This is a genomic window from Dactylosporangium sp. CA-052675, from assembly GCF_050947935.1.
GTDB lineage: Bacteria > Actinomycetota > Actinomycetes > Mycobacteriales > Micromonosporaceae > Dactylosporangium.
In genome coordinates this window covers 1,032,795-1,049,204 of record NZ_CP192010.1, presented here as the reverse complement: position 1 = coordinate 1,049,204, position 16,410 = coordinate 1,032,795, and the positions used below count along the sequence as shown (strand labels likewise).

12 protein-coding genes are annotated in these 16,410 nt (G+C 74.0%); 3 read left to right on the top strand and 9 right to left on the bottom strand.

The window, feature by feature from the left end; genetic code table 11:
- Window positions 1–95 precede the first annotated feature (95 nt).
- The 4 genes from ACQP1P_RS04785 to ACQP1P_RS04770 form a co-directional block, all read right to left on the bottom strand.
- Complete coding sequence (locus ACQP1P_RS04785) at window positions 96–3,362, bottom strand: ATP-dependent helicase (protein WP_433083467.1); 3,267 nt, start codon at window positions 3,360–3,362, stop codon at window positions 96–98.
- Window positions 3,299–6,400, bottom strand: coding sequence for an ATP-dependent helicase (locus tag ACQP1P_RS04780; protein ID WP_433089838.1), 3,102 nt, complete (start codon window positions 6,398–6,400; stop codon window positions 3,299–3,301). The genes ACQP1P_RS04785 and ACQP1P_RS04780 overlap by 64 nt, the downstream gene beginning before the upstream one ends.
- A gap of 73 nt (window positions 6,401–6,473) precedes the next feature.
- Window positions 6,474–7,034 carry a TIGR00730 family Rossman fold protein gene (locus tag ACQP1P_RS04775; RefSeq protein ID WP_433083465.1) on the bottom strand — a complete coding sequence of 187 codons (561 nt, stop codon included), beginning with the start codon at window positions 7,032–7,034 and terminating at the stop codon, window positions 6,474–6,476.
- Window positions 7,034–7,810: a TIGR00730 family Rossman fold protein gene (locus tag ACQP1P_RS04770; protein WP_433083463.1), complete on the bottom strand. Its 777-nt coding sequence runs from the start codon at window positions 7,808–7,810 to the stop codon at window positions 7,034–7,036. Before ACQP1P_RS04770 ends, ACQP1P_RS04775 begins: the two co-directional genes overlap by 1 nt.
- 38 nt (window positions 7,811–7,848) lie before the next feature.
- Here ACQP1P_RS04770 and ACQP1P_RS04765 point away from each other — a divergent pair, with 38 nt between their 5' ends.
- Window positions 7,849–8,658, top strand: a complete 810-nt coding sequence (locus ACQP1P_RS04765; RefSeq protein ID WP_433083461.1) for a DUF3152 domain-containing protein — start codon at window positions 7,849–7,851, stop codon at window positions 8,656–8,658.
- Window positions 8,659–8,909: 251 nt separating this feature from the next.
- Here ACQP1P_RS04765 and dapE read toward each other — a convergent pair whose 3' ends face one another.
- Complete coding sequence (gene dapE / locus ACQP1P_RS04760; RefSeq protein ID WP_433083459.1) at window positions 8,910–9,971, bottom strand: succinyl-diaminopimelate desuccinylase; 1,062 nt, start codon at window positions 9,969–9,971, stop codon at window positions 8,910–8,912.
- Window positions 9,972–10,024: 53 nt separating this feature from the next.
- Here dapE and dapD point away from each other — a divergent pair, with 53 nt between their 5' ends.
- Window positions 10,025–11,065, top strand: coding sequence for a 2,3,4,5-tetrahydropyridine-2,6-dicarboxylate N-succinyltransferase (gene dapD / locus ACQP1P_RS04755; RefSeq protein ID WP_433083457.1), 1,041 nt, complete (start codon window positions 10,025–10,027; stop codon window positions 11,063–11,065).
- Between the two features lie 477 nt (window positions 11,066–11,542).
- Here dapD and dapC read toward each other — a convergent pair whose 3' ends face one another.
- Both dapC and fdxA read right to left on the bottom strand, forming a co-directional pair.
- Window positions 11,543–12,649: a succinyldiaminopimelate transaminase gene (gene dapC, locus ACQP1P_RS04750; RefSeq protein WP_433089836.1), complete on the bottom strand. Its 1,107-nt coding sequence runs from the start codon at window positions 12,647–12,649 to the stop codon at window positions 11,543–11,545.
- Complete coding sequence (gene fdxA / locus ACQP1P_RS04745) at window positions 12,646–12,972, bottom strand: ferredoxin (RefSeq protein WP_350611744.1); 327 nt, start codon at window positions 12,970–12,972, stop codon at window positions 12,646–12,648. The genes dapC and fdxA overlap by 4 nt, the downstream gene beginning before the upstream one ends.
- A gap of 267 nt (window positions 12,973–13,239) precedes the next feature.
- Here fdxA and ACQP1P_RS04740 point away from each other — a divergent pair, with 267 nt between their 5' ends.
- Window positions 13,240–14,205, top strand: a complete 966-nt coding sequence (locus ACQP1P_RS04740; RefSeq protein WP_433083455.1) for a GNAT family N-acetyltransferase — start codon at window positions 13,240–13,242, stop codon at window positions 14,203–14,205.
- A 322-nt stretch (window positions 14,206–14,527) separates the two neighbouring features.
- Here ACQP1P_RS04740 and ACQP1P_RS04735 read toward each other — a convergent pair whose 3' ends face one another.
- The gene (locus ACQP1P_RS04735) at window positions 14,528–14,992 is read right to left on the bottom strand and encodes a hypothetical protein (RefSeq protein WP_433083454.1); all 465 of its coding nucleotides are present in this window, start codon (window positions 14,990–14,992) and stop codon (window positions 14,528–14,530) included.
- 663 nt (window positions 14,993–15,655) lie between these two features.
- Window positions 15,656–16,210 (bottom strand): hypothetical protein, encoded by a 555-nt coding sequence (locus ACQP1P_RS04730; protein WP_433083452.1) that lies wholly within the window; start codon window positions 16,208–16,210, stop codon window positions 15,656–15,658.
- Between the last annotated feature and the right edge of the window lie 200 nt (window positions 16,211–16,410).

The following is a 16,410-nucleotide window of genomic DNA, read 5'->3' as shown; positions in this document are numbered from 1 at the left end:
CCTCGCATGCCCTCTTGGACAGCTTCGAGGAGGAGCCGGTTCCACCGACAGCCGCGTGTCAGAACCTTGCCAATGTATTGAGACTCGCTCGTGACCTACACGGCCGGCAGCGAGGTGATCAGCTCGAGCAGCCCGGCCTCGTCGAGCAGGTCGGCGGGGCGGACGGTCTCGCCGCTGCGCACGTAGAAGAAGGCGGCCCCGACCTGCGCCAGCGGCACGCCCCGCAGCTCGGCCCAGGCGAGGCGGTAGGCGGCGAGCTGCACCGCCGCGGCGGTCGCGTCGGCCCCGCCCGGGCGCCCGCCGGTCTTCCAGTCCACGACGTCGAAGCGGCCGTCGTCGTACCGGTACACGGCGTCCATCCGCCCGCGCACCACCACGCCGGCGAGCACCGACGCGAACGGCACCTCGACGTCCAGCGGCACCCGGTCGGCCCACTCGCTGGCCAGGAACCGCGCCTGCAGGTCGGCCAGGGCGGAGTCGGGCGCGGCGTCCTCGTCGGCCGCGCCCGGCAGCTCGTCGAGGTCGAGCAGCCGCTCGGCCCGGAAGCGCTGCTCGAGCCAGTGGTGGAAGGCGGTGCCCCGGCGCGCGTACGGGTCGGGGCGGGCGGGCAGCGGGCGGCGCAGCGAGCGGGCCAGGCGCTGCGGGTCGCGGCGCAGGGCGACCAGCTGCGACACCGAGAGGTGCCCGGGCAGCGAGACCTCGACGACGCCGCCGGCCCGGGGCGCGAGCCGGGCGCGCTCGGCCAGCAGCAGCTCGGCCTCGCTCGCCCAGCGCGCCACCAGCGGGTCGTGCACCGCCGGCGCCGCGGCCGGGTCGGCGGTGCGCACGAGCGCCGCGGCCGCCTCCAGCAGCGGGCGGCGGTGGCCGAGCGGGTCGGCGGGCCAGCTCGCGCTGGGCACGTCGGCGGCGGTCGGGTTCTGCGCGTCGGCCTCCGGCCTGGGCGCCCAGGCGTCCACGACACCGGCCCCGGCCAGGCAGCGCTCGCGGATCTCGTCCAGGAACACCGAGGCGCCGCGGGGCCGCTTGATGCCCTCGCCCCACCAGTACCCGCTGGCCAGCAGCAACCGGCGGGGGCGGGTGACGGCGACGTAGGCCAGCCGCCGCTCCTCGCGGATGTCGTGGTCGCGCCAGTCCCGCGTGAACTGCTCCAGTGCCCGGACCACGCCCTTGATGTCGCCGGCCTCGGACAGTTCGAGCGCGGGCAGCCCGGCGTGGTCGCCGCGCAGGGGGAAGGGCAGCACGCCGAGGCCGCGCAGCCAGTGGTCGCCCGCGTTGCTCGGCCCCGGGAAGACGTCCGCGCACAGCCCGGCGACGGCCACGACGTCCCACTCCAGGCCCTTGGCCGCGTGCGCGGTGAGGATCTGCACGGCCCCGGCGACGACCTCGACCTCGCCCGGGGCCAGGCCGCGCTCCTCGTTCTCGGCCGCGGCCAGGAACGCCAGGAACGCGCTCAGCGTCGCGCCCTCCGACTCGGACGCGAAGCGCGCCGCGATGTTCGCGAACGCGTCGAGGTGGCCGCGGGCCAGGCCGGCGTCGCCGGGCCGGGCGGCGACCTCGACGTCGAGGCCGGTGACGCGCTCGAGGTCGGCGACGAGATCGGGCAGCGGCTGGTCGAGCCGGCGGCGCAGGGCCCGCAGCTCTGCGCCGAGCCGGGCGAAGCGGCGGTGGCCCTCCTCGGAGTACAGCTCGGGCTCGCCGAGGTCGTCGAGGGCTTCGACCAGGACGGCCTCGTCCAGCCGGTCCGCGAGCTCCGGCTCGGCGGCACTGTCCCCGTGGCGGCGGGCGGCGGCCAGCGCCCGGGCGCGGCGGTAGAGGGCGACCAGGTCCCGGGGCCCGATCCGCCAGCGCGGGCCGGTCAGGATGCGCAGGAGGGCCGCGCCCTCGGCGGGGTCGGCGAGCACCCGCATGATGCTCACGACGTCGCGTACCTCGGGCGTGTCCAGCAGCCCGCCGAGCCCGACGACCTCGACCGGCAGGCCCCGCGAGCGCAGCGCGTTCTCCAGCGCCGGGATCTGGGCCCGGGTCCGCACGAGCACCGCCGTCGACGGGCGGTCCTCGACCGGGATGTCGTAGGGGAACGTGTCCGGATCGACCTTCGCCGCGAGCCGCCACGAGGCGAGCACCCGGTCGGCGAGCCAGGCCGCCTCCTCGGTGTACGTGTCGAGCAGGGCGCAGTGCACGGTCGCGGTCGAGGCGGGCTCGGCCAGCACGTCGGCCGGGGCGAGCTCGGCGACCTGGGCGCCGTACGCCCGCAGCGGCGCCGACAGCGTGTTGGCCACGTCGAGGATCTCGGGCCGGTTGCGCCAGCTGGTGGTCAGCTGCCGCAGCGGCGCCGGCTTCCCGTCGGGCCGCGCGAACTCGGCCGGGAAACGGTCCAGGGTGCCGGCCGAGGCACCGCGCCAGCCGTAGATCGACTGGCAGGGGTCGCCGACCGCGGTGACGGGGTGGCCGCCGCCGAAGAGCGCGCGCAGCAGCACGACCTGGGCGTGGGAGGTGTCCTGGTACTCGTCGAGCAGCACGATCCGGAAACGGTCCCGCTCGACCTGGCCCACCTCGGGGTGCGCCGTCGCGACCGTGGCCGCGCGCGAGAGCTGGTCGCCGAAGTCCATCGCCTCCAGCAGGGCCTTCTTCTCGCCGTACTGCCTGATCAACGGCAACAGCTGCAGGCGCGCCTGCTGCCGGGCGAGCACATCGCGCACCGGCTTGGCCATCTTGCCGCTCTTCGAGCTCATCTCGGCGAAGAACCGGCCCGTCCACGCGGCCACGTCCGCGGGCTCGCGCAGGTGCTCGGCCAGGTCGCCGGCGAGGTGCAGCACCGCGTCGACCACGGTCGACGGTGCGGCCGAGACGGCGGTCATGTCCCCGTCGTAGGCGCGCACCACCGCGTCGGCGAGCTGCCAGCACGCGGCCTCGGTCAGCAGCCGGGTCGACGGCTCGAACCCGGCGCGCACGCCGTGCTCGCGCACGACCCGGGCCGCGTACGAGTGGTAGGTGGCCACGGTCGGCTCGCCCGCGATGAGGTCGTCGCGGCCGAGCCGGCGCACCAGCTGCCCGAGGCGCTGGCGGATGCGGTGCGACAGCTCGCCGGCGGCCTTGCGGGTGAAGGTGAGGCCGAGGATCTGCTCCGGGCGGGCGTGGCCGTTGGCGACGAGCCAGACGACCCGCGCCGCCATCGTCTCGGTCTTGCCCGACCCGGCGCCGGCCACCACCAGCAGCGGCCCGACCGGGGCCGCGATGACGCCGGCCTGCTGCGGCGTCGGCGCCGGCAGTTTCAAGAGCCTTGCCAACTCCAGCGGCGTCATGTGACCTGGCGCCCCTTGCCCGAGACGGGGCACGAGGTCTTGACCGGGCACACGCGGCACTTGTTGTTCACCACGGCGCTGAAGGTCGAGGCGGCCATCGTCTTGGCCGTGCGCCGCACGAGGGCCTGGGCCCAGTTCGGGTCGTCGGCCTCGCCCAGCGGCGGCTGCACCTGCTCGCGCGCGGCGTTCGTCTCGCCGCCCAGCTGCACCAGCGCCGCCCCGCCGGCGACCGTGGACTCCTCGAACGCGCCGAGCTCGATCGCCGCCTGGTACGCGGCCAGCTGCGGGTGCTCGGCCAGGTTGGCGTTGGCCGGGATCGACTTGCCGGTCTTGAGGTCGACGACCACGAGCCGCCCCTGCTCGTCGAGCTCCAGCCGGTCGACCCGCCCCTTGATCTCCACCGGCGCCTCGGGATCGGCCAGCTCGACCAGGAAGTCCTGCTCGATCGCGACGAGCCGGCGCGGGTTGCCGGCCAGCCAGCCGATGAGCTTGTCGAGCATGGTCTCGGCGCGGTCCCGCTCCCGCCCCGCGAGCCATCGGGCCGAGAGCTCGATCGCGTCGAAGCGGTCGGCGACGTACGCCACCAGCTGCGCCCGGTCCGCGGTGGCGTCGGCGGCCAGCATCGCCGCGGCGTGCACGAGGTTGCCGATGGACTGCTCCGGCGACGGGGTCAGCGCCCCGCCGTGGCGTTCGAGCAGCCAGCGCAGGCTGCACCGCTCGACGCTCTCCACCGTCGACGGGGTCACCTGCACCGGCTCGCCCGGGTCGACCAGCGGCCGCTCGTCCGACAGCGCCGGCAGGCCCCACCAGCTGCCGGGATCCGCCCCCGGTACCTCCTGGGACGCGAGGCGCGCGAGCAGTGCCGCCGCGCTCGCCCGCCGCTGCTCGGGCGCGTCGGGGTCGACCAGCGCCACCCGCAGCTCGGCGACCAGCGTCGGCAGCGTGAGCGCGCGGGGCGCCTCGAACGCGGGCTGCTCCTCGTCGACGGACAGCTCGGTGAGGAACCGGCTCGGCTGCTCCTCGCCGTCGCCGGACGCGACCGCGGTGACGAGCACCCGCTCCCGGGCGCGCGACACGGCGACGTAGAACAGCCGCCGCTCCTCGTCGAGCAGCGCCGAGAGCCGCCCGACGGTCTCCATGCTCCGCCCGGCCAGCACCTCCACCAGCAGCTCCGAGCCCAGCACGCTGCCGCGCAGCCGCAGGTCGGGCCAGACGCCCTCCTGCACCCCGGCGACCGCGACGACGTCCCACTCCAGGCCCTTGGCGGCGTGCGCGGTCAGGATGCGCACCGCGTCGCCGCGGTCGGCCATCGGGGCGAGGTTGTCGGCCGGCAGGTCCTGGCCCTCGACGTGGTCCAGGAAGACATCGGTACCGGCTCCCGGCAGCCGGTCCGTGAAGCGCGCGGCGGCGTCGAAGAGCGTCACGACCGCGTCGAGATCCCGGTCGGCGGCCGCGCCCCGGTGCCCGCCCCGGGCGCTCAGCGCCGACCAGCGCTCGGCGAGCCCGCTGGCCTGCCACACCGCCCACAGCACCTCCTCGGCCGTCGCGCCCGGGCGGGCCGCGGCGTCACGGGCCTGCTGCAGCAGCCCGGCCACGGTGCGCGCGGGGCTAGCCCAGCGCCGCTCGACCATCGCGAGCTCGGCCGGGTCGCGCAGCGCCGCGAGCAGCAGCAGGCCCGACGGGCGCCGGTCCCCCGCGGCCAGCGCGAGCGCGCGCAGCCCCTGCCGCAGCCGCCGCTCGGCCAGCGGGTCGGCCCCGCCCAGCGGCGAGTGCAGCAGCGCCACGGCGGCGTCCTCGTCGAGCCGGGCGTCGTGCAGCGCGCAGCGCAGGAGCAGCAGCAGCGGGGCGATCGCGGGCTGCAGGTGCAGCGGCAGGTCCTCGGACTCGGTCGTCGTCGGTACCCCGGCGGTGTGCAGGGCGCGCTGCAACGGGGCGAGCTGCCGCGCGGTGGAGCGGACCACGACCGCCATCCGCGACCAGGGCACGTCGCGCAGCAGGTGCGCCTCCCGCAGCCGGTGCGCGATGAACGCGGCCTCGGAGGTCTCGGACGCGAACGTGCGCGTCTCCACGGTGCCGCCGGGCCGCTGCGGGAGCATCCGCCGGTGCCGCGAGGGGCCGCGCAGCCGGGCCGCGACCCGCCCGATCGGGGCGAGCAGCCCGGCCCCGAGCCGGCGCGAATGGGGCAGCGTCACCTGGACCGCACCGGGGAAGTGCTGCTCGAAGTCGGGCACGATCCCCGGGTCGGCGCCGCGGAAGGCGAACGTCGAGGAGTCGGGATCGGCGAAGGCCACCAGGTGCCGGCCGTCGCCCGCGACGAGCTCCAGCAGCTCGACCTGGGCGGGGTCGGTGTCGGGGAGCTCGTCGACGTAGACGTAGCGCAGCCGCCGGCGTTCCTGGTGCAGCAGGTGCTCGTCGTCGGCCAGCAGCCCGGCCGCGGCCCGCACCAGCTCGGCGTAGTCGTAGGCGACCGAGCCCCGGCCGGTCGCGTCGCGCAGGGCGAGCACCTGGAGGTATTCGCGGAAGAACGCGGCCGCGGCGCTCCAGTCCGCGCGGCGGTGGATGCGGGCCAGCTCCGCCAGCCCGTCCGGGGTCACGCCGCGCTCGACGGCGCGCAGCAGCAGATCGCGCAGCTCGGTGGCGAACGCGCGGGTGGTGAGCGCGCCGCGCAGCGCCTCCGGCCACGGCGCCCCCGACTCGGCCAGCAGCTCCCGGATCACCAGGTCCTGCTCGGGGCCGGTCAGCAGTCGCGGGGAGGCCTCGCCGCGCTCGACGGCGGCGCGGCGCAGCAGGCCGAAGGCGTACCCGTGAAATGTCCGGACCATCGGCTCGGCCGTCGTGCGCAGCCCGCTGGAGCGGCCGAGCCGCGCCTCGATCCGGTCGCGCAGCCGCACCGCCCCGCGCCGGCCGAACGTGAGCACGAGGATCTGTTCGGGGTCCGCGCCGTCGGCGACCCGCTGGGCGACGGCCTCGACGAGCGTGGTGGTCTTGCCGCTGCCGGGGCCGCCGACGACGAGCAGCGGCCCGCCCGTGTGCTCCACGACGAGCCGCTGCCACGGGTCCGAGAAGACCGGGACGGCCCTGACCGCGGGCCGGCGCACGAGTTTGTAGGCACGGCTGCGGCCCGCGGGGGAAGCGGTCGCGCTCACGCGACCAATGGAACCACGGCCGGCGTCACTGCCGGGACGTGCCCAGCAGAGACGCCTCGATCAGGTCCATCGAGGTGTGCACGTCGCCGGCGGTGAGGATCATCGACAGGGCCGTGGAGCGCACGAACTCCTGCGCGGCGAGGGTGCGCAGCCAGTCCAGCAGGCCGCCGTAGAAGCCGTCGTGGTCCAGCAGCAGGATCGGCTTGCGGTGCAGGTCGAGCGTCGCGGTGGTCCAGACCTCGAAGAGCTCGTCGAGCGTGCCCAGGCCGCCGGGCAGCGTGATGAAGGCGTCGGAGCGCTCGATGAGCAGCGTCTTGCGGGAGGCCATGCCGTCGGTGACCACCAGCTCGTCCGACTTGGTGTCGGCGACCTCGAGGTCGACGAGCTTCTGCGGGATGACGCCGTACGTGCGTGCCCCGCCCTCGCGCGCCCCGTCCGCGACCGCGCCCATCATGCCGACGCAGCCGCCGCCGGAGACCAGCTCGTGGCCGCGCCGGCCGATCTCGACGCCGAGGTGGTGGGCGAGGTCGAGCCAGCGCTGCTCGAGCCGCTGCGACGAGGCGCAGAACACGCCGATGCGCGCCATCAGCTACCGCCGCCCAGCTTGTCCTCTTCCAGGTGCTCGGCCGCCTCGCGGATGTGCTGCACCGCGGCGTCCACGTCGTCGGTGAGGTACAGCAGCTGCAGGTCCTCGGGGCCGATCTTGCCGTCCGGGAGCATCGTGCCCTGGATCCAGTCGAGGAGGCCCTGCCAGTAGGCCGTGCCCATGAGGACCACCGGGAAGCGCGTGACCTTGCGCGTCTGGACCAGGGTCACGGCCTCGAAGAGCTCGTCCAGCGTGCCGAAACCGCCCGGCAGCACGACGAACGCCTGGGCGTACTTCACGAACATCGTCTTGCGGGCGAAGAAATACCGGAAGTCGATGCCGATGTCGACCCAGTCGTTGAGGCCCTGCTCGAACGGCAGCTCGATGCCCAGGCCGATGGACAGCCCGCCGGCCTCGGCGACGCCCTTGTTCGCGGCCTCCATGACGCCGGGGCCGCCGCCGGTGATCACCGCGTAGCCGGCGCGCGCGAGGGCCCCGCCGATCTCCTCGCCCATGCGCCACTCGGGACTGTCGGGCTTGCTGCGGGCCGAGCCGAACACGCTCACCGCGGGCGGCAGGTCGGCCAGGGTGTCGAAGCCCTCGACGAACTCGCTGAGGATGCGCAGCGCCCGCCAGGCGTCCTTGGTCTTCCACTCGTGGCGCAGGTGGGAGTCCAGCAGTCGCTGGTCGGCGGTGCTCAGCGGGATGGCGTCGCGTCGCAGGGTCACCATGCCGCGATGCCGCTCCCGCGGCCGGCTGCGCTTGGGCTCGCTCATGCCTGTCACCGTACGTCCTCGCATGGTCCAATACGGCCATGGGGACACGGGGCTGGGCGGTGTCGGCGGCCGTCTGCGGCCTTCTGGCCGGGTCGCTGCTCCTCTGGTACTCGCTGCGCCCTTCGTCACCTTCCGGCGCCTTCGCGGAGCCCTCCCCGCCGCCTGCCCTGTCGTCGAGCCCGCCGTTCTCGGCACCCCCGTCGATCTCCGCGTCGCCGTCGAACCCCCCGTCGCCTTCGAACCTCCCGTCGCCGTCGATCTCCGCCCCGCCCGCGGTGCCGGGGCAGGGCAACGGGAAGTTCGACTTCGCGGCCTCCGGCGGCGAGCGCGTCGGCGGCGCCGGGCACCTGGTGCACTACGTGGTCGCGACCGAGGAGGGCTCCGGGGTCGACCCCGAGGAGTTCGCCGCGGCGGTGCAGCACACGCTCGGCGACGCGCGGAGCTGGATCGCGGGCGGGAAGTACTCGTTCCAGCGCGTCGCGGCGGGCAGCGCCTCCGAGCTCACCGTGCACCTGGCCACGCCGTCGACGACCGACTCCATGTGCGCGCGGCGCGGCGTGCGCACCCGGGGCGAGGTCTCCTGCCGCGGCGGCCGCGACGTGATCATCAACCTGAAGCGGTGGCTGCTGGGGGTCGCGTGGTACCCGAGCGTCGCGGAGTACCGCCACATGGTCGTCAACCACGAGGTCGGGCACTTCCTGGGCAACGGGCACGCGATCTGCCCGCGCGCGGGCGCCCCCGCCCCGGTCATGGCCCGCCAGTCGTTCGGGCTCGAGGGCTGTGTGGCCAACGCGTGGCCCTATCCGGACGGTAGGACCTTCGTCACAGGTCCGCCCGCACCGCGATGATCGGACATTCTCGGTAGGAAAACGGGTGCGGAGAGCAACGTTTCGCCCTACCGTCGCGTCCTACCCGATATACCGGTGGCAGGCGTGGGGGTGTGACCGGCATGACACGAGTCGAGGCTGACCGCCAGAAGCGGCAGATGAACCGACGGATTCGCGAGGTGCTCGCGGTGCGCCGCATGCTGCGCACGCTCGAGCCGGCCGCCGAGGAGCCACCGGCCTCAGCCCCGTAGCCATCCTGTCGGACGCCGGCCTCAGCCCCGTAGCCAGCGGCGCATGACCTCCGCGCCCTCGGCGATCTTGTCGATCTCGACGTGCTCGTCCTGCTTGTGCGCCAGGTTCGGGTCGCCGGGGCCGAAGTTCAGGCCGGGGATGCCCAGCACCGCGAAGCGGGCCACGTCGGTCCAGCCGAGCTTGGCCCGCGGCGGGCGGCCGATCGCGCCGAGCAGCTCCTGCGCCGCGGGTGCGTCGAGGCCGGGCAGCGCGCCCGGGGCCGAGTCCACGAACTCCAGGTCGAAGCCGTCGAACACCTCGCGCACGTGCGCCTCGGCGGCCGCCTCGTCGCGGTCGGGCGCGAAGCGGAAGTTGACCTCCACCACGCACTCGTCGGGGATGACGTTGCCGGCCACGCCGCCGGAGATGCGCACCGCGTTCAGGCCCTCGTGGAACTCGCAGCCGTCGATGGTGACGGTGCGGTCGCGGTACCGCCGCAGACGCTCCAGGATCGGGGCGGCCTTGTGGATGGCGTTCTCCCCGAGCCAGGACCGGGCCGAGTGCGCGCGCTTGCCGCTCGTGCGCACCATCACGCGCTGCGTCCCCTGGCAGCCGCCCTCGATCAGCCCGTGGGTCGGCTCGAGCAGCACCGCGAAGGAGGCGTCGGTGAGCAGGTCGGGGCGGCGGTCGGCGAGGATCTTCAGCCCGTTGCGCGCCGAGTCGACCTCCTCGCACTCGTAGAACACGTAGGTCACGTCGTGGCGCGGCTCGGCCTCGGTGACCGCGAGGTGCAGGGCGATCGCGGTGCCGGACTTCATGTCGGAGGTGCCGCAGCCCCACATGAGGTTGCCCTCCGTGCGCGACGGGAAGTTGTCGTGCAGCGGCACGGTGTCGAGGTGCCCGGCGAGCACGACCCGCTGCTGCCGGTTCAGCTCGGTCCGCGCGACGATCGTGTGCCCGAAGCGCTCGACCTTGAGCGCGGTGCCGCTCAGCGCCTCCTCCACGCGGTCGGCGATCTCGGCCTCGTGGCCGGAGACCGACTCGATGTCGACGAGGGCCCTGGTCAGGGCCACGGGATCGGCAAGCACGTCACGGGTGAGCATGACTCGACCTTAGACGGGCGGGCGATCCCGCGCGTGCGGTAGCGTTCGCTCCCGTGACGACCGCGTACATCGACTCGCCCGCCTGGGGCCTCGGCCTGGCCACCGTGACGTCCTCGGGACAGGTGCTGGACGCCTGGTTCCCGGCCGGCAACCTGGGCCTCGGGGCGTTCCCGTCCACCACCGGACTCGATCCCGCCACGGCCGTAGCCGCCACCGCCGCCTCCGTCGCGGACCCCGGCAGCGCGGCCGCCGCGGTCGCCGCCTCGGTGGCCGCGACCGGCCCCGAGTTCGGCTCGTTCGTGGAGGCGGAAGGCCCCCTCGGCCTGCGGTCCGAGATCGTGCGCGTGGAGATCCAGTCGCTCGGCGACGCGCCCACGAGCACGGCCGACGTGTACCTGCGCCTGCACCTGCTCTCGCACCGCATCGTCCGCCCGCACCAGGCGAACCTCGACGGGCAGTTCGGCCTGCTCGCCAACGTGGCCTGGACCTCGGCCGGCCCGTGCCTGCCCGAGCAGGTGGACGAGCTGCGCGCGCTGGAGCGCCGCGCGGGGCGCCGCCTCACCGTCTTCAGCCTCGACAAGTTCCCGCGCATGGTCGACTACGTGACCCCGTCGGGCGTGCGCATCGCGGACGCCGACCGCGTGCGCCTGGGCGCGCACCTCGCCCCCGGTACGACCGTCATGCACGAGGGCTTCGTGAACTTCAACGCCGGCACGCTCGGCAACTCCATGGTCGAGGGCCGCATCTCGGCCGGCGTGGTGGTCGGCGACGGCACCGACGTGGGCGGCGGCGCCTCGATCATGGGCACCCTCTCCGGCGGCGGCAAGGAGGTCGTCTCCCTCGGCGAGCGCTGCCTGCTCGGCGCGAACGCGGGCGTCGGCATCTCGCTCGGCGACGACTGCGTGGTCGAGGCGGGGTGCTACATCACGGCGGGTTCGAAGCTGACCCTGCCGGACGGGCGCGTGGTGAAGGCCCGTGAGCTCTCGGGCCTGCCGAACCTGCTGTTCATCCGCAACTCGGTGAGCGGCCGCCTGGAGGTCCGCGAACGCCAGGGGCGCGGCATCGAGCTGAACGCCGCACTGCACGCGAACTGAGCACTGGGCCGGGGCGGGCCTCGACCGAGTTCGGGGTCCGCCCGATATGTCGGGCGCTGCGCGCCACGACATATCGGATTTATACCCCGTCGCCGCTTAAGTCGCTTTTATCGCCTTGTTTGCCTTGTTCGCCCTGGTCGCCTTTTTCGCAAACGGCAGGCTCTTTCGCATACGGCAGGGCTGAGCGGACCAAGCGCGTGCACGCGGGAGTCACACTCCGGCGCACGACGGTGCCGGCCAGAGCCGCACTCCAGTGCGCGACCGGCGCCGGTCAGAGCCGTGACGCGGCGCGCATGACGGTGCCGGTCCGAGCCGCGACGCGGCTCGGCGCGGCGCGGCGCGCGCAACCGTGCCGGTCACAGTCGCGACGCGGCGCGCATGACGGTGCCGGTCCGAGCCGTGACGCGGCGCGGCGCGGCGCGGCGCGCGCAACCGTGCCGGTCACAGTCGCGACGCGGCGCGCGGCGACGGTGCCGGTCAGAGTCGCGATGCGGCCGAATCCACGCGCTCGTCCGTGGCCGTGAACGCGACCCGCACGTGCCGCTCCCCCGCCGGCCCGTAGAACGCCCCCGGCGCCGCGAGGATCCCGCGCTCGGCCAGCCAATCCACGGTCGCCCAGGAGTCCTCGCCGCGGGTCAGCCAGAGGTACAGTCCGGCCTGCGAATGCTCGACCGTGAACCCCGCGCGCTCGAAGGCCTCGCGCAGGACCGAACGGCGGCGACGGTACCGCGCGCGCTGCTCCTCCACGTGCACCTCATCGCCGAGCGCCGCGACCATGGCGGCCTGCACCGGGGCGGGCACGATCATGCCGGCGTGCTTGCGCACGGCCAGCACCTCCTCGACAAGGGCGGCGTCACCGGCCACGAACCCGGCGCGGTATCCGGCCAGGTTCGAGCGCTTCGAGAGCGAGTGCACGGCCAGCACCCCGTCGAAGTTCCCGTCGCAGACCGACAGGATCGACACCGGCTCCGACTCCCACGGCAGCGGCAGGTAGCACTCGTCGCTCACCACGATCGCCCCGCGCTCGCGCGCCCACTCGACGACCTTGCGCAGGTGCGCCTCGGGCAGCACCTTGCCGGTCGGGTTGGACGGCGAGTTCACCCACACCATGCTCACCCGCTCCGGCCCGAGCGCGGTCAGCGAGTCGGCGCGGACCACGCGGGCGCCGGAGAGCAGAACGCCCACCTCGTACGTCGGGTAGCACACCTGCGGAATGACCACGGTGTCGCCGGGGCCGAGCCCCAGCAGCGTCGGCAGCCAGCCCACGAGCTCCTTGGAGCCGATCGTGGGCAGCACGCCGAACTCGCCCGGGCCGGTGCCGCACCATCGCGTCACCCACTCCCGGATCGCCTCGCGCAGGCGCGGGGTGCCGGCGGTGAGCGGGTACCCGGGAGCGTTCGACGCCTCGGCCAGCGCCGCCCGGATCAGCTCGGGCACCGGGTCGACCGGCGTGCCGATCGAGAGGTCCACGAGGCCGTCGGGGTGGCGGGCCGCGGTGGCCTTGGCCGGCTCGAGGCGATCCCACGGAAAGTCGGGCAGCCCGGCCGCAAGCGCGCGCCGGGCCCCGAAGGCTGTGCCGGTCAGTGTTCGCGCTCCTGCGGCGGCAGGGAGGCGACGAACGCCGCGTCCTTCTCGACCTTGCCGACCTTCGACGCGCCGCCGGGCGAGCCCAGCTCGTCGAAGAACGAGTAGTTGGCGCCGACGAAGTCCTTCCACTTCTCCGGGACGTCGTCCTCGTAGAAGATCGCCTCGACCGGGCACACCGGCTCGCAGGCGCCACAGTCCACGCACTCATCCGGGTGGATGTAGAGCATGCGGTTGCCCTCGTAGATGCAGTCGACAGGGCACTCCTCGATGCAGGCCTTGTCGAGCAGGTCCACGCAAGGTTCGGCGATGATGTATGTCACGGGTCGCCCTCTTTCGCACCTGAGGCTGCCAACCTGGGGCTGGCAAGCCCCGCCGCATCCCTACCGCGGCGGTACGAGCCTAGTATCCAGGTTCACGGGAGGTCGATCGTGCTCGGGCCACAACATGTGGGACAGCGCGTCGTCGTGCGCCGAATCGTCGGGATGCGCGACGCACGACCCGTGTTTTCGGACATTCTGGGCCAGCTGCTCGAAGCGACCGAGACGCATCTCACAGTCCGTGCCCGCACCGGCGCGGTCCGCGTTCCATTGCATGAGATCGCACGGGCCAAGCCGGTCCCGCCGCGCCGCCGTTTCACGCCGACCGAGTCGCTGGAGGCCGCCGCGGCACAGGGCTGGCCGGCCCGCGAACAGGCCAACCTGGGCGACTGGCTCCTGCGCGCGACCGACGGCTGGACCCAGCGCGCCAACTCCGCCCTCGCGATCGGCTCCCCCGACCTGCCGACGCCGGACGCGATCGATTTCGTCCAGCAATGGTACCGCCGGCGCTCCCTCACCCCCGCCCTCTCGATCCCGGTCCCGCTCTTCCAGCGCCTGGACGACGAGCTGGAGCGCCGCGGCTGGACCGCGATGCCGACGACCCAGGTCATGACGGTCGCCCTGCCGCACCTGCTCAAGACCCTCTCGCCCGCGGCGCCGTCGGAGCACGCCGCCAGCGCCCTCCCCACCGTCGCGCCTTCGACCGCCGCGCCTTCGACCGCCGCGCCTGGTGAGCACGGGGGCGGCACATCCCCCGCCATTTCACCCTCAGCCACGACCCCGTCCACCACCTCCCAGAGCCCGGGTGAGGCCTCGCCCCCGACCGGCGGACGAATCGAGCTGGCCACCGAACCGTCGGCGGAGTGGCTGTCCGCGGTCGCCGGCCGCAAGGGCCCTTTGCCCGACTCGGCCCGGCACGTGCTCACGGCGGTGCCGAACGTGCGATTTGCCCAGTGGTACGACGAGCAGGGCAACCTCCTGGCCACCGCCCGCGGCTGCGTGGCCGACGACGAGTCGCGCTGGCTCGGCCTGTCCCTGATCGGCGTCGACGAACGCCTGCGCCGCCGCGGCCTGGCCCAGCGCCTGATCGCGGCCCTGGCCGAGTGGGCCGTGACCCTGGGCGCCCGCGACGCCTACCTGCAGGTGGAGCAGCGCAACACGGCAGCCGTGGCGCTGTACTCCCGCCTCGGCTTCACGGTGCACCACATCTACTCGTCGCGCCGCCTGCTGACCTGACCTGCAGCCGGATCTCCCCTGGCCCTTCACACACCAGGCGGCACGTTCGCGCATCGGCTCTGCACCGAGCGTCCCGCAACAACCCGGCGCCGATACGCACGCTCGCGCGCCGGCTCCGAACCGCCAGAGCGTCCCGCAACAACCTGACACCGATACGCGCGCTCCCGCGCCGGCTCCGAACCGCCAGAGCGTCCCGCAACGATCTAGCGCCGATTCGCGCTCGCGCGCCGGCTCCGGATCACCCGCGAATTCGCACGACGGCCTCGCGTCGATTGCACGTTCGAGCGCCCCACGGCCGCCGGCCGAGCCGGCCGAGGCGGGACTAGCGCCGAACGGCTTTGCGGGGCTTGGTGCCGGCGTGCTCGATGTACCGCTTCCAGGACTGCGACCTGTAGTCCAGCCCGGCCGTCATGAGCACCAGCAGCCCGATCACCGCGCCGATCGCGGAAAGGCCGACGAAGTAGAAGAACTGGCGGAACACGAGCCCGACGCCGTTGCTGAACGGCCCGACCCCGGACACGAACGGCCCGATGAGCACGGCCAGCAGGCAGGCGACCACAACGGCCAGCCCGAGCTCGCCGACGACGCGAATCATGGGCACCCGGCGGCCGTACCAGAACGCGACGGGAATCATCACCGCACCGACCGCGAACAGCGCCCAGAGCCCGATGGTGATCTGCTTGGCGTCATCGTCCCCGGCCGCGAACCGCACCACGAGCCGAGCGATGAGATTGACCACGAAGAGACCCCCCGCGACGAGCCCGACGGGCAACCACCGCTCCTTCATAGCCAGCCTCCGTCACTTCAGTTCCCCGATACGCCGAACCCTCGCAATCCCGGCGCGGGAACGTGTTTACCCGTCTACACTGCGTGTGCGCAAGACCCGCCACCTCAGAGTTCGCTGAACCTCTCCCGGGAACCGCTTCCGAGCCGGCGGTGGGTCCCCATTCGGCCGGGCATTTCCGCACCCCGAACCGACACGCACAATCACCGCCCCGCCGCGCCGCGTTGCGTTTCCGACGAGGCACAACGCGACGCTCCCCCGCCACCCGAAATCCAAACACGCCGTTCGCGGACCCCGACGGAACCGGCCGCCCCCGCGAACCGCCGGTCCAGACCGTTACGCAACCACGGCGACTGCGCGGCCCGCGGCCAACCGAAGACCCCGCGCCGCGCCGAACCAAGCACCGAAGCCAGTGGCCGGGTGCGACGAAGACCCCGCGCCGGGCCGAACCAATTGCCGAAGCCAGTGGCCAGGTGCGACGACTCGACGCGACGGCCTCGACGGCGTTGTTGCTCGCCATGGCGACTCGACGGCCGGAGGCATGCGCTGCCGCCAGGACCGCGTCGAGGCCAGCTGTCAGAGTCGCGGCTCTCGGCCGCTCGACACCAACGCAGGCGCCGAACCCGCCGCCGGCCGACGAGCCGGCGAGCGTCACCGGCCGACGGCTCAGGTGCCAGCCGGCGTCGGTGGAGTGGTGTCCGGCGGAGTCACGCGCGGCCGCGGGCGCATGGTCGAGACGTAGATGCCGATCGCGAACGCCAGCGGCCCCGCGAAGAGCGTCAGCAGCCCCACCCAGTTGTCCTCGGTGATGATCATGTCGCCTTCGGAGGTGCGGCCCGCCGCCATGATCCACACCACGCACCAGGCCGCCGCCGGCAGTAGGGCCGCCATCCGCCGCCGCGTCGTGGTGTAGGCGAACCAGCCCAGCAGCGGGTTGGTCACCAGCGCCATGAGCAGCGAGACGGGCAGCCGCCACCCGCCGATGCGCAGCGGCGAGTAGAGCGCCTCGATGATCGCCAGCGCCGCCCCGAGCAAGGTGGCCACGATCAGCCCGGCGATCGTGATGGCGATGTCGAGGGATCCCCGGGCCTCCGGCGACAGGTTGAGCCACGACCGCGAGGGCTCCGCGGCGCCCGGCCACACGACGTCGGACGGCACCGCGAAGCCGCCGTCGGGAGCGGAACCCCCGGCCGACGGCTCATCCGGCGCGAACCCGGGCACAGCCGCGGGCCCAGACGCCGACCCCGACCCGGCCGCCGGCCCAGACGCCGACCCCGACCCGGCCGCGGACCCTGACCCCGACGCCGACCCGGCCGCGGACCCAGACCCCGACGCCGACCCGATCGCGGACCCAGACGCTGACGCCGACACGGGCGCGGAGGCCGACCCGGCCGCGGGTCCAGATGCCGACGCGGCGGACC

What these genes read in the sequence shown, in the direction of transcription:
- ACQP1P_RS04775 (WP_433083465.1), bottom strand. Translation starts at nt 7,034, where the DNA reads ATGGCGCGCATCGGCGTGTTCTGCGCCTCGTCGCAGCGGCTCGAGCAG.
- ACQP1P_RS04770 (WP_433083463.1), bottom strand. Translation starts at nt 7,810, where the DNA reads ATGAGCGAGCCCAAGCGCAGCCGGCCGCGGGAGCGGCATCGCGGCATG.
- ACQP1P_RS04765 (WP_433083461.1), top strand. Translation starts at nt 7,849, where the DNA reads ATGGGGACACGGGGCTGGGCGGTGTCGGCGGCCGTCTGCGGCCTTCTG.
- dapE (WP_433083459.1), bottom strand. Translation starts at nt 9,971, where the DNA reads ATGCTCACCCGTGACGTGCTTGCCGATCCCGTGGCCCTGACCAGGGCC.
- ACQP1P_RS04735 (WP_433083454.1), bottom strand. Translation starts at nt 14,992, where the DNA reads ATGAAGGAGCGGTGGTTGCCCGTCGGGCTCGTCGCGGGGGGTCTCTTC.